Origin of the sequence: Streptomyces sp. NRRL S-244, assembly GCF_000717915.1 — a bacterium.
GTDB lineage: Bacteria > Actinomycetota > Actinomycetes > Streptomycetales > Streptomycetaceae > Streptomyces.
Genome location: NZ_JOCX01000011.1, coordinates 17,977 through 32,991 on the forward strand (window position 1 = coordinate 17,977; position 15,015 = coordinate 32,991).

Sequence of the window (15,015 nt, forward strand, 5' to 3'; positions counted from 1 at the left end):
CCCCGGGGGAATGCCCGTGGGGAAGAGGCGGCCGGCCTTCTCGTCCCCTGAGAGAGGTGTGTGCCGGATGACCAGCACCGTTCCCGCGCCCGTCGCCCGTACGGCCGACGGGCATGCCCTGCAGGCGGTGCTGCTGGACATGGACGGCACCCTCGTCGACACCGAGGGTTTCTGGTGGGAGATCGAGGTGGACGTCTTCGGCGAGCTCGGCCACCGGCTCGACGAGTCCTGGCGCGACGTCGTCGTCGGCGGGCCGATGACCCGCAGCGCCGCCTTCCTCATCGAGTCCACCGGCGCCGCCATCACCCTTTCGGAGCTGAGCGTCCTGCTCAACGAGCGCTTCGAGGCGCGGATCGCCGATCAGGTCCCGCTGATGCCCGGCGCCGAGCGGCTGCTGGCCGAGCTGGCCCGGCACAACGTGCCCACCGCCCTCGTCTCCGCCTCGCACCGCCGCGTCATCGACCGCGTGCTGCGCGCCCTGGGCCCCGACCGGTTCGCGCTGAGCGTGGCCGGCGACGAGGTGACCCGTACGAAGCCGCACCCCGACCCGTACCTGCTCGCCGCCCGCACCCTCGGCGCCCACCCCTCGCGCTGCGCGGTCATCGAGGACACCGCGACGGGCGTCGCCTCCGCCGAGGCCGCCGGCTGCCGGGTCGTGGCCGTGCCCTCCGTCGGCGTCATCGCGCCCGCGCCCGGCCGTACGATCGTCCGCTCGCTGGAGGACGTGGACCTTCCGTTCCTGCGCTCCCTCATCACTCCGATGAACTGATCGCATACGCTCAGTGCCGAACGGAACGGCGGTGTGACCGAGGTCCCACGGAAGGATCTTCCGTTCCATGGCGCGGAGGCTGAAATTCCATCCTTTCCCTGGCAGTTCTCACGGGTGACCTTTGTCACCCGCCAAGCCCCCGACGGACCTGTCCGGGGGCTTGGATACCTGCCCTTGTGTCCGGATTGATCAGCTCCTGACCGAATCTGGGATGACCACCACATAGACAGGCAGTCCGCACCCATCACCGTGCGATTACGCCCCAAGTCCTGCCAGTTCAAGCCATCCCCTCCCAGACCACTAATGTCGACGCGGGCACTACGCCGCACCTCTGCTGACCCGGACGCACACCCATGTGCCGGATCCGCGTGGACCGATCGTCACAACACCGGCCCGATCGTTCCGCCCTGAACGGGCGACCGCCGCGAAGTGCCCTTTACGCCGCTTTGAGCAAGTGCCGGTCTAGGGAGTACTTCCAGCATGAACCGCAAGACCCTGGTGCTGACGGCCGCGGCCGGACTGCTCACCCCCACGCTCGCCGCCTGCGGCAGCACGAGCGGAGGCGGAGCGGGATCCGGAGCGATCGTCGTCGGAACCACCGACCGGTTCGAGGCGGCCGATTACGCCCCCGCACCGTTCGACCCGGCCTACGCCTACGACGCCGGCGCATGGAACGTCCTGCGGCAGACCGTCCAGACGCTGATGCACACCCCCCGCGGCGGCGGCCAGCCCGTCCCCGAAGCGGCCTCCGACTGCCGCTTCACCGACACGGGCAACGAGAGCTACCGCTGCACCCTGCGCTCCGGCCTCAAGTTCGCGAGCGGCGAGCCCCTCACGGCCAAGGACGTCAAGTTCTCCATCGACCGCGTCCTCGCCATCAAGGACGAGAACGGCCCCTCCTCGCTGCTCTCCACCCTCGACACCGTCGAGGTGAAGTCCGCCGACACCCTCGTCTTCCACCTGAAGACCCCGGACGCGACCTTCCCGTACAAGCTCTCCACCCCCGCCGCCGGCATCGTCAGCGAGAAGAACTACGACGCCAAGAAGCTCCGCGAGGGCTTCGCCGTCGACGGCTCCGGCCCGTACACGATGAAGGCCGAGGTCAAGGACAACCACCTCGTCCGGGCCGTCTTCAGCAAGAACCCGAACTACAAGGGCGACTTGAAGCTGCAGAACGACAAGGTCGAACTGCGCACCTTCGAGGACTCCGCGGCCATGGGCAAGGCCCTCACCGCCGGATCCGTCCACATGGTCTCCCGCACCCTGTCGCCCGCCCAGATCACCGAGTTCGCCGCCAAGCCGCCCAAGGGCGTCAAGCTGGTCCCGCTGCCCGGCCTGGAGATCCGCTACATCGGCTTCAACACCGACGCCCCGGCCGTCAAGGACAAGGCCGTACGCCAGGCCCTCGCCGCCGCCGTCGACCGCAACGCGGTCATCGACAAGGTCTACGGCAAGTCCGCGCAGCCGCTGTACTCGCTGGTCCCCAGCTCCGTGCCCGGCCACGTCAACTCCTTCTTCAACAAGTACGGCGAGGCCAACACCGCGAAGGCCGCCGACCTGCTGAAGGCCGCCGGGATCAAGACCCCGGTCAAGCTGACGCTGAACTACACCAAGGACCACTACGGCGACGGCACGGCCACCGAGTTCGAGACCCTCAAGAACCAGCTGAACTCCACCCAGCTGTTCGACGTCACCGTCCAGGGCTCCGACTGGTCCGACTTCCGGCCCGCGCAGAAGAAGGGCGACTACGCCGCCTACGGGCTCGGCTGGTTCCCCGACTACCCGGACGCCGACAACTTCCTCGCCCCGTTCCTGGAGCAGGACAACTTCCTGGGCACGCCGTACGCCAACGCCGCGGTGCGCACCAAGCTCATCCCCGAATCCCGGCGCGCCGTCGACCGCAACGTCGCCGTCCCCGCGATCACGGAGATGCAGGACATCGTCGCCGAGGACGTGCCCGTCCTGCCCCTGTGGCAGGGCAAGCAGTACGTCGCCGCACGCGACGGGATCACCGGAGTGGAGTGGTCGGTCAACGCCATCTCCGACCTCCAGCTGTGGGAACTCGGCCGGGGCGTCAGCGGCTGAGACCGGCAGTAACCGGCAGCAACCGGCGGCGGGTGTCGCAGGCCGGCGCAACGAAACAGTGAGACTGTGAAGGACGTTCGCGTGATGAGACGTAACCAGTGGCTTGCGGCCCCCCTCGGCGCGGCCACCGCCGCCGCACTGCTCAGCGGTTGCGGTTCGACCGGCAGCCCCACCGCCGACGGCGGCGGCAAGGGCGTGGTCATGGGCATATCCGACCGGGTGCGGTCCACCGACCCCGCCTCCGGCTACGACGCCGGGTCCTGGCTGCTCTTCAACAACGTGTTCCAGTCCCTGCTGGCCTTCCCCAAGGGCGGCGGCACCACGCCGGAGCCCGACGCCGCGCAGAGCTGCAACTTCGAGGGCGGCGACAGCAAGCTCTACAAGTGCACCCTGCGCGCCGGCCTGAAGTTCAGCAACGGCCACGCGCTCACCTCCAAGGACGTCAAGTACTCCTTCGAGCGCACGCTGAAGATCAACGACGACAACGGCCCGGCCGTGATGCTCTCGTCGATCGCCGGCATCGACACCCCCGACGACAAGACCGTCGTCTTCCGCCTCAAGACCTCCGACGCGACCTTCCCCAGCAAGATCGCCTCGGGCGCGGGCTCCATCGTCGACCACAGCGAGTACCCGGCGGACAAGCTGCGGACCGACAACAAGGCCGTCGGCTCCGGCGTCTACAAGCTGGACTCGTTCAACGACAAGAGCGCCGGCTTCTCCGTCAACGAGAACTACAGTGGCAAGGCCAAGGCGAAGAACACCGGCGTGACGCTCAAGTTCTTCAACGGCGACCAGGCCGGCCTGAAGAAGGTCCTGGAGGGCGGCGACGTCGACTTCGCCTTCCGCGGCCTCGCCGCCAAGGACATCGCCGCCCTGTCCTCCACCAAGACCGGGGACCACAAGGTCGAGGTCGTCCAGGGCACCGGCGCCGAAGTCGAGCACCTCGTCTTCAACATGAACGACCCGGTCGCCGGCAAGCTCCCGATCCGCAAGGCCATCGCCTACCTCGTGGACCGCGAAGCGATCGTCAAGGAGGTCTACGACGGCACCACGACCTCCCTGTACTCGATCGTCCCGGCAGGCATCGCCTCCCACAACACCGCCTTCTTCGACCGCTACGGCGGCAGCCCGCAGCCGAAGAAGGCCGAGGCCGTCCTGCGCGCCGCCGGCATCAAGGACAAGGTGAAGATCACCCTGTACTCGACGACGACGCGCAACGGCCCCTCCACCGACCAGCAGTTCCAGCTCATCGCCAAGCAGCTCAACGACAGCGGACTCTTCGAGGCCGACGTCAAGTCCATCGAGTTCGCGCAGTACGAGAAGGACATCCAGGACGGCAAGTACGGCGTGTACGTCAAGGGCTGGGTCCCCGACTACCCGGACGCCGACAGCTTCACCCAGCCGTTCTTCGGCCCGGACAACGTCGTGCACAACAACTACGACAACAAGGAGATCAGCGGGACGATCATCCCGTCGACCTCCGCCAAGTCCGACCGCACCGCGGCCAACACCGACTACAACCGCCTTCAGGACATCGTCGCCGACGAGATCCCGCTGCTCCCGCTCTGGCAGAGCAAGCAGTACGCCGTCACCCGCCAGAACGTGACCGGCCTGCAGTGGTCCCTGGACGCCTCCACGGTCTTCCGCTTCTGGGAGATCAGCAAGGGCTGACCCGACCCGGTACGGCGAAGGGGCCGGCAGCCGCGCGATGCGGCCGCCGGCCCCTTCGGCCGTTCCGAGCGGGGTCAGGCCCCCGCGCCCGGCCGCACCAGACCGCTCTCGTACGCGTACACCGCCGCCTGGACCCGGTCGCGCAGGCCCAGCTTCGTCAGTACGTGCCCCACGTGCGTCTTCACCGTCGTCTCGCTGACGAACAGGTCCGCCGCGATCTCCGCGTTCGACAGGCCGCGCGCCACCAGCTTCAGCACCTCGACCTCCCGCTCGGTCAGCGTGCCCAGCGTGTCCGGCATGCTCTCCTCACCCGACGGCAGGTGCCCCGCGTACTTGTCCAGCAGCCGGCGCGTGATGCTCGGCGCCAGCATCGCCTCGCCGCCCGCCACCACGCGGATCGCCTGCACCAGCTCGACGGCCGGCGCGTCCTTCAGCAGGAACCCGCTCGCCCCCGCCCGCAACGCCTCCACCACGTACTCGTCCAGATCGAACGTGGTCAGCACGAGCACCTTCGCCGGCCCGTCCCGGCCCGGACCCGTGATCTGCCGGGTCGCCTCCACCCCGTCCATCCGGGGCATCCGGATGTCCATCAGCACCACGTCGGGCTGCAGCGCCCGTACCTGCTCCAGCGCCTGCAGACCGTCCCCGGCCTCGCCGACGACCGCCAGGTCCTGTTCGGCCTCCAGGATCATTCGGAAGCCGGTGCGCAGCAGCGGCTGGTCGTCGACCAGTAGGACGCGGATCGCCACGGGGGGTACCTCGTATTCGTACGGCGGCATCGACGGACGCCGCCCATTCTGCCCTGATCGGCCGCTCAGGATTCCTCCGGGCGGCCCGCCCCGGGCTCGGCCCCCGCCCCGGCCTCGGCCTCGGCCCCGGGCCCGGGCCTCGGGACGACCACCAGCGGATAGACCGGGGGAGTCCCGCCGAACTCCGGACACACCGCCCGGTGATCGCACCAGCCGCACAGCTTCGTCGGCCGCGGCCGCCACTCACCCGTCTCCGTAGCCTCCTTGATCGCGTCCCACAGCGCCAGCAGCTTGCGCTCCACCCGCTCCAGATCCGCGACCACCGGGTCGTACGTCAGCACGTCCCCACTGCCCAGATACACCAGCTGAAGCCGCCGCGGCACGACCTGCTTCAGCCGCCACACCACCAGCGCGTAGAACTTCATCTGGAACAGCGCGCCCTCGGCGTACTCCGGCCGCGGCGCCTTGCCCGTCTTGTAGTCGACGATGCGCACCTCGCCCGACGGCGCCACGTCCACCCGGTCGATGATCCCGCGCAGCCGCAGCCCCGACTCCAGCTCCGTCTCCACGAAGAACTCCCGCTCCACCGGCTCCAGCCGCGTCGGGTCCTCCAGCGTGAACCACCGCTCCACCAGCGCCTCGGCCTCCGTCAGCCAGCGCGCCAGCCCCGCCCCCTCATCGCCCTCCGGGAACAGCTCCACCAGCTCCGGCTTCGACTCCAGCAGCCGGTCCCACTGCCCCGGGACCAGCGCCTTGGCCCGCGGCGCCGTCCGCTCCGCCGCCGGGTGGTCGAAGAGCCGCTCCAGCACCGCGTGCACCAGCGTGCCCCGCGTCGCCGCCGCACTCGGTTTCTCCGGCAGCTTGTCGATCACCCGGAACCGGTACAGCAGCGGGCACTGCATGAAATCGCTCGCCCGCGAAGGGGAGAGCGAGGAGGGCGCCACAGCGCGCGGCGCTGCGTCCGCATCGGCATCGGCTGCGCCAGGAACCGGACCGGGGCTCGTCGTCATGGACAAAACCCTACGACCCGCCGCCGACAGCGCGCGCATACCATCGACGCCGGGCCCCCTCGCACTGCATGATCGGAGCATCACACCGCGCTACCGGAGACCCCACCCCGCACCGGACGTGCACCTGCACCACACTGGGAGCACCACCGGCCGCAATCCGCCGGACAGCACCGAACGAAGGAAAGCCGTGGCAGACACCGACGAAACCGGCGAGCGCGCAGACAAGCGCTCCGGACCGGGCGGCGGCATCCTCATGGGCCGCCCCTTCGGCGTGCCCGTCTACGTCTCGCCCAGCTGGTTCCTCGTCGCCGCCCTCATCACCTGGGTCTTCGGCGACCAGCTCGACCGCGTCCTGCCCGACCTCGGCCCCGCCCGCTACCTCGTCTCCCTCTTCTTCGCCGTCGCCTTCTACGCCTCGGTCCTCGTCCACGAACTCGCCCACACCGTCGCCGCACTGCGCTTCAAACTGCCCGTGCGCCGGATCCAGCTCCAGTTCTTCGGCGGCGTCTCCGAGATCGAGAAGGAGTCCGAGACCCCCGGCCGCGAATTCGTCCTCGCCTTCGTCGGCCCCCTCCTCTCGCTCCTCCTCGCCGGCGCCTTCTACCTCGGCATGGAGCTCGTCGACCCGGCCAGCGTCCCCGGCGTCCTGCTCGCGGGCCTGATGATCTCCAACCTGCTCGTCGCCGCGTTCAACCTGCTCCCCGGCCTCCCGCTCGACGGGGGCCGCATGCTCCGCGCCGTCATCTGGGGCATCACCGGCAAGCCCATGACCGGCACGGTCGCCGCCGCCTGGGTCGGCCGCGGCCTGGCCGTCGCCGTCCTCATCGGACTCCCGATGATCACCCACACCGGAGTCCTCGGCGCCGGCACGGACGACATCGGTGGCATGAACACCGTCATGGACGCCCTGCTCGCCGCGATCCTCGCCGCGATCATCTGGACCGGCGCCGGCAACAGCCTGCGCATGGCCCGCCTGCGCGAACACCTCCCCGAACTGCGCGCCCGCACCCTCACCCGGCGCGCCGTCCCCGTCGAGAACGCCACCCCCCTCTCCGAGGCCCTGCGCCGCGCCAACGCCCACGGAGCCCGCGCCATCGTCGTCGTCGACGGCCACGGCGACCCCCTCTCCATCGTCCGCGAGAGCGCCATCGCCTCCGTCCCCGAACACCGCCGCCCCTGGGTCGCCGTCAGCACCCTCGCCCAGGAGCTCACCGACGGAATGAGGCTCTCCGCCGAACTCTCCGGCGAAGAACTCCTCGACCACCTCCGCGCCACCCCCGCCACCGAGTACCTCGTCCTCGAACCCTCCGGCGAGATCTACGGCGTTCTGTCCACCCTCGACGTCGAGAAGGCCTTCGTGAAGGCCATGGCGCGGCCCCAGTCCTGAAGCCAATACACTGGTCACATGTCCGAACCGACCGGTGCCGCCCGCCGACGCGGGCCCTTCGAGGTCGGGGACCAGGTTCAGCTCACCGACCCCAAGGGCCGCCACTACACGTTCACGCTCGAAGCCGGGAAGAATTTCCACACCCACAAGGGTTCCTTCCCGCACGACGAGCTGATCGGCTCCCCCGAAGGAAGCGTCGTCCGTACCACGGGCAACGTCGCCTACCTCGCGCTGCGTCCCCTGCTCCCCGACTATGTCCTGTCCATGCCCCGCGGCGCCGCCGTGGTCTACCCCAAGGACGCCGGCCAGATCCTGGCCTTCGCCGACATCTTCCCCGGCGCCCGCGTCGTGGAAGCGGGGGTGGGCTCCGGCTCCCTGAGCAGCTTCCTGCTGCGCGCCATCGGCGACCAGGGCATGCTCCACAGCTACGAGCGCCGCGCGGACTTCGCCGAGATCGCCACCGCGAACGTCGAGCGCTACTTCGGCGGCCCGCACCCCGCGTGGCAGCTGACCGTCGGCGACCTCCAGGACAACCTGTCCGACACCGACGTCGACCGCGTGATCCTCGACATGCTCGCCCCCTGGGAGTGCCTGGAGGCCGTCTCCAAGGCGCTGGTCCCCGGCGGCATCCTGTGCTGCTACGTGGCCACCACCACCCAGCTCTCCAAGACGGTCGAGTCCATCCGCGAGATCGGCTGCTTCGCCGAGCCGCAGCCCTGGGAATCGATGATCCGCAACTGGCACGTCGAGGGCCTCGCCGTCCGCCCGGACCACCGGATGATCGGCCACACCGGCTTCCTCGTCACCGCCCGCCGCCTCGCCGACGGGGTCGAGCCCCCCATGCGCCGCCGCCGCCCCGCCAAGGGCGCCTACGGCGAGGACTACGACGGACCCGGCAGCGACCGCTCCGCCTAGACGGCGGCGAGGCCGCCCGGCCGACCCAACACCAAGGCGCTGTGGCGCAGTTCCCCGGACGAACCGGGAACTGCGCCACAGCGCCTTTTCGTTGTCCCACCAGGTGCCACCCATACCGGCCCCAGCCGACACGGACCCGGCCGTTCCGCCCCGGTGTGAGGTGTGGCACGATGCTGGCTCCCCGTCACCCTTCGCACAGGAGACACCCCGCGTGCCGCACCGCCCCGCCGAGCTGACGCCGACACCGGACTTCCTGGCCCACAGCAGCGCCAGGCCCCTCCACTGGCTCGCCACGGCCACCGCCATGGCCGCCGTCGTAGCCGTCGCGGGACTCATCCAGCCGGACGCGGCCGCCACCGGCCACGCCGCGCCCGCCGACTCCTCGGCCGACTCCTCCGCGGCCCCCGCGAGCGGCCCGCAGGCCGCCGCCCCCGACCCGGCGGCGGTCACGTACCCGCTGGACTGCAAGGGCCTCCCGACGGCCGTCACGGCCACCGCCCAGGGCGATCTCGACGGCGACGGCCGCCCCGAGACCGTGGCCGCCGTCCGCTGCGACGCAGGATCAGGCACTCCGCCGCACGCGATCTACGTACTCGCCCAGGACAAGACCCCCGGCGCGACGCCGAGGGTCGTGGCCACCCTGCTGGAGGCCGGGAAGCGGCAGACCGCCACCGAGCTCACCGTCCGCGACGGGGTCGTCACCGCCAGTCTCCTCGGTTACTCCTCGCCCCAGGTGCCCCGCTACAGCCCGGACGTGAAACAGCTCGCCAAGTGGCGCTGGAGCGGCGGAAAATTCCGCCAGGAGCTGACGAACTCAGACGCCAGGAGTGTTTGAACCGTCACTCCGCGTCGGGACCGAAGACCTCGACCCTGTCCGAAACGCGCCTTACGTGGATGCAGTCGCCGGGGCATTCCTTCGCCGAGTCCACCACGTCCTGGAGCAGCGTCAGGGGAACCGGAGTCGTCGCCCCCGCCTCCACGAGAAGCTCGTCCTCAGGGCTCTTCACGTACGCCAGACCGTCGATGTCCAGCTCGAACACCTCCGGCGCGTACTGCACACAGATGCCGTCACCGGTGCACAGGTCCTGGTCGATCCAGACCTCGAGCGGCTCGCCGGCCTGCCCGGCACCACCCGTGGGAGCCTCCTGCTGCACGGTCATATCTCCTGCCGTTCCCTGTGCTCAGTGATCCGTTTCCGCCACAAGCCGCGGCAAGTCGCGCGAGCCCTGACGGGTGTTGAACACTTCGACCTTACAACCGGCCGCTTTCCGATGTTGATGGGTGGGTATTTCCTTGGCGTGAGGGAGTACGCAAGGGTGAAGATCGGACACACCTCTACCGTCTTTGTGATCTAGGGGTTTCAATCACCACCAGCCCAGGTAGGGTCAGGAAGCGTCCAGCTCCCCTTGGAGGAGGTGAGGACCGTGGCAGCCCACGACGACGACATCAACCGCGGCATCCGGCCGGGGCGAGGGTCTGAGGACCCCGCCGGCCAGGTTGCCTATCTCGAGCAGGAAATCGCCGTCCTGCGACGTAAGCTCGCCGACTCTCCGCGACACACGAGGATTCTCGAAGAGCGGATCGTCGAGCTCCAGACAAACCTGGCCGGCGTCTCCGCGCAAAACGAGCGACTGGCAAATACGCTCCGTGAGGCCCGCGACCAGATCGTCGCCCTCAAGGAGGAAGTCGACCGGCTCGCACAGCCGCCGGCCGGCTTCGGTGTCTTCCTTCAGGCGAACGAAGACGGCACCGTCGACATCTTCACCGGCGGCCGAAAGCTCCGCGTGAACGTCAGCCCCAGCGTCGAACCGGAAGACCTCCGGCGCGGCCAGGAGGTCATGCTCAACGAGGCCCTCAACGTGGTCGAGGCCATGGAGTTCGAACGGGCCGGGGACATCGTCACCCTCAAGGAGATCCTCGAGGACGGCGAGCGCGCCCTGGTGGTCGGGCACACCGACGAGGAGAGGGTGGTGAGGCTCGCCGAGCCGCTCCTGGACATCACCATCCGCCCCGGCGACGCCCTCCTGCTCGAACCCCGCTCCGGCTACGTCTACGAGGTGGTCCCCAAGAGCGAGGTCGAGGACCTGGTCCTCGAAGAGGTCCCGGACATCGACTACGACAAGATCGGCGGCCTGGGCGACCAGATCGAGCTGATCCGCGACGCGGTCGAGCTCCCGTACCTCTACCCCGACCTCTTCAAGGAACACGAACTGCGGCCCCCGAAGGGCATCCTGCTCTACGGCCCTCCCGGCTGCGGCAAGACGCTCATCGCCAAGGCAGTGGCCAACTCCCTTGCCAAGAAGGTCGCAGAGGTGACCGGACAGGCCCAGGGCAAGTCCTACTTCCTGAACATCAAGGGCCCCGAACTGCTCAACAAGTACGTCGGCGAGACCGAGCGGCACATCCGCCTCGTCTTCCAGCGTGCCCGTGAGAAGGCCAGCGAGGGCACCCCCGTCATCGTCTTCTTCGACGAGATGGAGTCCCTCTTCCGCACCCGCGGATCCGGAGTCAGCTCGGACGTGGAGAACACCATCGTCCCCCAGCTGCTCGCCGAGATCGACGGTGTGGAGGGCCTGGAGAACGTCATCGTGATCGGCGCCTCCAACCGCGAGGACATGATCGACCCGGCCATCCTGCGCCCCGGCCGGCTCGACGTGAAGATCAAGATCGAGCGCCCCGACGCCGAAGCCGCGAAGGACATCTTCGCCAAGTACCTCAAGGCGTCGCTGCCGCTCCACAGCGACGACCTCACCGAGCACTCCGGCTCGCCCGAGGTCGCCGTCCACAGCATGATCCAGACCGTCGTCGAGCAGATGTACGCCGAAACCGAGGAGAACCGCTTCCTCGAGGTCACGTACGCCAACGGCGACAAGGAAGTCCTGTACTTCAAGGACTTCAACTCCGGCGCCATGATCCAGAACATCGTGGACCGGGCCAAGAAGATGGCCATCAAGGCCTTCCTCGAACACAACCAGAAGGGCCTTCGCGTCTCCCACCTCCTCCAGGCTTGCGTGGACGAGTTCAAGGAGAACGAGGACCTGCCCAACACCACCAACCCGGACGACTGGGCCCGGATCTCCGGCAAGAAGGGCGAGCGGATCGTATTCATCCGCACGCTCGTCACCGGAAAGCAGGGCGCGGACACCGGACGCTCCATCGACACGGTGGCGAACACCGGTCAGTACCTCTGATCGAACAGGGCGGCTGCGGATGCCCTACCCGGGCACCCGCAGCCGACTGCTTTACCGACTGTTCTTTTCAGCCGGTGACGGGGTGAAGTCAATGACTGAAATGATCTCCCCACCAGCGCGGAGTGGTTCTAGGCTCTTCCGTACCGCCGGTCGCGCAGTGCGGGGACGGGCACCGCACACGCACCGGAGCACCAGCGGTACTTGAGCGCCGCTCCCGAACGGGAGCGCCGCCGGGCAAGGAGGGCCGCATGACCGTACGGCGAGTAATGGGAATCGAGACGGAGTACGGGATCTCCGTCCCGGGGCACCCGAACGCCAATGCCATGCTCACCTCGTCCCAGATCGTCAACGCCTACGCGGCGGCGATGCACCGGGCGCGCCGCGCCCGCTGGGACTTCGAGGAGGAGAACCCGCTGCGGGACGCCCGCGGCTTCGACCTCGCCCGCGAGGCCGCCGACAACAGCCAGCTCACCGACGAGGACATCGGCCTCGCCAACGTCATCCTCACCAACGGCGCACGGCTCTACGTCGACCACGCGCACCCCGAGTACAGCTCTCCGGAGATCACCAACCCGCTCGACGCCGTCCTCTGGGACAAGGCCGGCGAGCGGATCATGGCCGAGGCCGCCGTGCGGGCCGCCCAGCTCCCCGGCGCCCAGCCCATCCACCTCTACAAGAACAACACCGACAACAAGGGCGCCTCCTACGGCACGCACGAGAACTACCTGATGAAGCGGGAAACCCCCTTCTCGGAGATCGTGCGCCACCTGACCCCCTTCTTCGTCTCCCGCCAGGTCGTGACCGGCGCGGGGCGGGTGGGGATCGGCCAGGACGGCCGCGAGCACGGCTTCCAGATCAGCCAGCGCGCGGACTACTTCGAGGTCGAGGTCGGCCTGGAGACGACGCTCAAGCGGCCCATCATCAACACGCGCGACGAGCCGCACTCGGACGCCGAGAAGTACCGCCGGCTCCATGTGATCATCGGCGACGCCAACCTCTCCGAGATCTCGACCTACCTCAAGCTCGGCACCACCGCCCTGGTCCTCTCGATGATCGAGGACTCGTTCATCAACGTCGACCTGGCCGTGGACCAGCCCGTGCGGACCCTGCACCAGGTCTCCCACGACCCCGATCTGCAACACCTGATCACGCTGCGCAGCGGCCGCACGCTGACCGCCGTGCAGCTCCAGATGGAGTACTTCGAGCTGGCCAGGAAGTACGTGGACGAGCGTTTCGGCTCCGACGCGGACGAGCAGACCAAGGACGTGCTGGCCCGCTGGGAGGACGTGCTGGGCCGGCTGGAGAGCGACCCGATGAGCCTGTCGGGGGAGCTGGACTGGATCGCGAAGCGCGAGATCCTGGAGGGCTACCGGAGGCGGGACGGGCTCGGCTGGGACGCCGCCCGGCTCCACCTGGTGGACCTCCAGTACGCGGACGTACGGCCCGAGAAGGGCCTGTACAACCGCCTGGTGGCCCGCGGCAAGATGAAGCGGCTGGTGGAGGAGCCGGCGGTGGAGCGCGCGCAGGGCAAGCCTCCGGAGGACACCCGGGCGTACTTCCGGGGCCGGTGCCTGGAGCAGTACGCGGACGACGTGGCCGCGGCCTCGTGGGATTCGGTGATCTTCGACCTCCCGGGCCGCGACTCGCTCCAGCGGGTCCCGACGCTGGAACCCCTGCGGGGTACCCGCAAGCACGTGAAGGAGCTCCTGGACCGCTGCCGCACGGCGGAGGACCTGGTGCGGGTCCTGAGCGGGAACTGAGGGCTGAAAAGTCCCCCGTCCGGGAATCATGAAGGCAGCCGCACGTTATGAAAGTGCGGGGACGAATGCCGGGCCCTCCTTGTAGGGTCCGGCGTAGGGTCTGATCTTGAGAGATCCCGATCCCGGGGTCTCTCGACATGAGCGCGCGAACCGAGCGGGGTGAGGTAGACATGGCGACCAAGGACACCGGCGGCGGACAGCAGAAGGCGACTCGCTCGACCGAGGAGGTCGAGGAGGCGGCGGTCGAGGAATCGACCGACCTCAAGGAGCGCCAGGAAAAGCTCTCTGACGACGTCGACTCGGTACTTGACGAGATTGACGATGTACTCGAGGAGAACGCCGAGGACTTCGTGCGGTCCTTCGTGCAAAAGGGTGGCCAGTAAGGCCCCTTTGCCTTCGATTCGAAGGTGATGGTAGGAGATGGCCAGGCTGGAGCGGAGCGAAGTCGCGCGCCCGATGCGGTGAGCAGAAGCCGCGTCGGGCGTTCGCTCCCGCAGGTTGATCATCGCCGTCGGACGGGTAGGGTCCGTGGCGTACTTTGCATCAACTGCGATTCAGGTCTTGGCGTGTTGAAAGACAACCCCGACCGCACGTCGGGCCGCCGCATATTTGGAGGGAACGCGTGGAAGCCAACACTCGTAGCACGGGGCGGCTGCCGGCAGCCTTCCTGACGCCGGGTTCGTCTTCGTTCATGGACTTCCTCGGGGCGCATTCGCCCGAGATGCTGCCGGGGAACCGGAAGCTGCCCGAGGGCGTTGTCGAGGCGCCGCACGGGACGACCATCGTCGCCACCACCTTCCCCGGTGGTGTCGTGCTCGCCGGTGACCGGCGGGCGACCATGGGGAACATGATCGCGCAGCGGGACATCGAGAAGGTGTTCCCCGCCGACGAGTACTCCGCGGTGGGCATCGCCGGTACGGCCGGCCTGGCCGTGGAGATGGTGAAGCTGTTCCAGCTGGAGCTGGAGCACTTCGAGAAGGTGGAGGGGGCGACCCTCTCCCTGGAGGGCAAGGCCAACCGGCTCTCCACCATGATCCGGAGCAATCTGGGGATGGCCATGCAGGGGCTGGCCGTCGTGCCGCTCTTCGCCGGCTGGGACGAGGGCAAGGAGAAGGGCCGGATCTTCTCCTACGACGTGACCGGCGGCCGCTCCGAGGAGCACGGCTTCGCCGCCACCGGCTCCGGTTCCATCTTCGCCCGGGGCTCCATGAAGAAGCTGTACCGCCCCGATCTGACGGAGGAACAGGCCACCACCCTGGTCGTGCAGGCGCTGTACGACGCCGCCGACGACGACTCGGCGACCGGTGGGCCGGACCTGTACCGCCACATCTACCCCATCGTCACCGTCATCACGGACGAGGGCTTCCGCAGGCTGACGGACGAGGAGTCGCAGGAACTCGCCCGCAGCGTCACCAACCGGCGGCTCGAGCAGCCCGACGGGCCGCGCGCGGCCCTGCTCTGACCAGTCCTCCTCGTCG

At 68.8% G+C, this 15,015-nt stretch carries 14 protein-coding genes; 11 read left to right on the top strand and 3 right to left on the bottom strand.

All coding sequences use genetic code 11. The annotated features are described in order from the left end of the window. Positions 1–67: 67 nt before the first annotated feature. The 3 genes from IF02_RS0115280 to IF02_RS0115290 all read left to right on the top strand — a co-directional run bounded on the left by IF02_RS0115280 (position 68) and on the right by IF02_RS0115290 (position 4,525). A complete protein-coding gene (locus tag IF02_RS0115280) occupies positions 68–769 on the top strand; it encodes an HAD family hydrolase (RefSeq protein ID WP_030157169.1) in 702 nt (233 codons plus the stop codon). A 480-nt stretch (positions 770–1,249) separates the two neighbouring features. Next, positions 1,250–2,854, top strand: a complete 1,605-nt coding sequence (locus IF02_RS0115285) for an ABC transporter substrate-binding protein (RefSeq protein WP_030157171.1) — start codon at positions 1,250–1,252, stop codon at positions 2,852–2,854. A gap of 81 nt (positions 2,855–2,935) precedes the next feature. Further along, positions 2,936–4,525, top strand: a complete 1,590-nt coding sequence (locus IF02_RS0115290; RefSeq protein WP_420708155.1) for an ABC transporter substrate-binding protein — start codon at positions 2,936–2,938, stop codon at positions 4,523–4,525. Positions 4,526–4,599: 74 nt separating this feature from the next. Here IF02_RS0115290 and IF02_RS0115295 read toward each other — a convergent pair whose 3' ends face one another. Together IF02_RS0115295 and IF02_RS0115300 are read right to left on the bottom strand one after the other, a co-directional pair. Then, positions 4,600–5,274 carry a response regulator gene (locus tag IF02_RS0115295; protein WP_030157174.1) on the bottom strand — a complete coding sequence of 225 codons (675 nt, stop codon included), beginning with the start codon at positions 5,272–5,274 and terminating at the stop codon, positions 4,600–4,602. Positions 5,275–5,339: 65 nt separating this feature from the next. Beyond that, complete coding sequence (locus IF02_RS0115300; protein WP_199809228.1) at positions 5,340–6,284, bottom strand: RecB family exonuclease; 945 nt, start codon at positions 6,282–6,284, stop codon at positions 5,340–5,342. Between the two features lie 187 nt (positions 6,285–6,471). Here IF02_RS0115300 and IF02_RS0115305 point away from each other — a divergent pair, with 187 nt between their 5' ends. The 3 genes from IF02_RS0115305 to IF02_RS0115315 all read left to right on the top strand — a co-directional run bounded on the left by IF02_RS0115305 (position 6,472) and on the right by IF02_RS0115315 (position 9,421). Further along, the gene (locus tag IF02_RS0115305) at positions 6,472–7,671 is read left to right on the top strand and encodes a site-2 protease family protein (protein ID WP_030157177.1); all 1,200 of its coding nucleotides are present in this window, start codon (positions 6,472–6,474) and stop codon (positions 7,669–7,671) included. A gap of 18 nt (positions 7,672–7,689) precedes the next feature. Then, a complete protein-coding gene (locus IF02_RS0115310; protein WP_030157179.1) occupies positions 7,690–8,586 on the top strand; it encodes a tRNA (adenine-N1)-methyltransferase in 897 nt (298 codons plus the stop codon). Between the two features lie 211 nt (positions 8,587–8,797). Continuing rightward, positions 8,798–9,421: a hypothetical protein gene (locus IF02_RS0115315; RefSeq protein WP_078622105.1), complete on the top strand. Its 624-nt coding sequence runs from the start codon at positions 8,798–8,800 to the stop codon at positions 9,419–9,421. A gap of 4 nt (positions 9,422–9,425) precedes the next feature. Here IF02_RS0115315 and IF02_RS0115320 read toward each other — a convergent pair whose 3' ends face one another. Further along, positions 9,426–9,746 (bottom strand): ferredoxin, encoded by a 321-nt coding sequence (locus IF02_RS0115320; RefSeq protein WP_030157182.1) that lies wholly within the window; start codon positions 9,744–9,746, stop codon positions 9,426–9,428. A gap of 264 nt (positions 9,747–10,010) precedes the next feature. Between IF02_RS0115320 and arc the strand changes: the two genes are divergently transcribed. From arc to prcB, 5 genes are all read left to right on the top strand, one after another. Then, positions 10,011–11,777 (top strand): proteasome ATPase, encoded by a 1,767-nt coding sequence (gene arc / locus IF02_RS0115330; protein ID WP_030157184.1) that lies wholly within the window; start codon positions 10,011–10,013, stop codon positions 11,775–11,777. A gap of 248 nt (positions 11,778–12,025) precedes the next feature. Next, positions 12,026–13,537, top strand: coding sequence for a depupylase/deamidase Dop (gene dop / locus IF02_RS0115335; protein WP_030157186.1), 1,512 nt, complete (start codon positions 12,026–12,028; stop codon positions 13,535–13,537). Between the two features lie 170 nt (positions 13,538–13,707). Beyond that, on the top strand, positions 13,708–13,920 hold the full coding sequence (locus IF02_RS0115340) for a ubiquitin-like protein Pup (protein WP_030016348.1): 213 nt from the start codon (positions 13,708–13,710) through the stop codon (positions 13,918–13,920). 27 nt (positions 13,921–13,947) lie between these two features. Further along, entirely contained in the window at positions 13,948–14,208 is a 261-nt protein-coding gene (locus IF02_RS33745) for an endonuclease domain-containing protein (RefSeq protein WP_078622106.1), read from the top strand. Then, complete coding sequence (gene prcB / locus IF02_RS0115345) at positions 14,160–14,999, top strand: proteasome subunit beta (RefSeq protein ID WP_030157189.1); 840 nt, start codon at positions 14,160–14,162, stop codon at positions 14,997–14,999. Before IF02_RS33745 ends, prcB begins: the two co-directional genes overlap by 49 nt. The last annotated feature ends 16 nt before the right edge of the window (positions 15,000–15,015 follow it).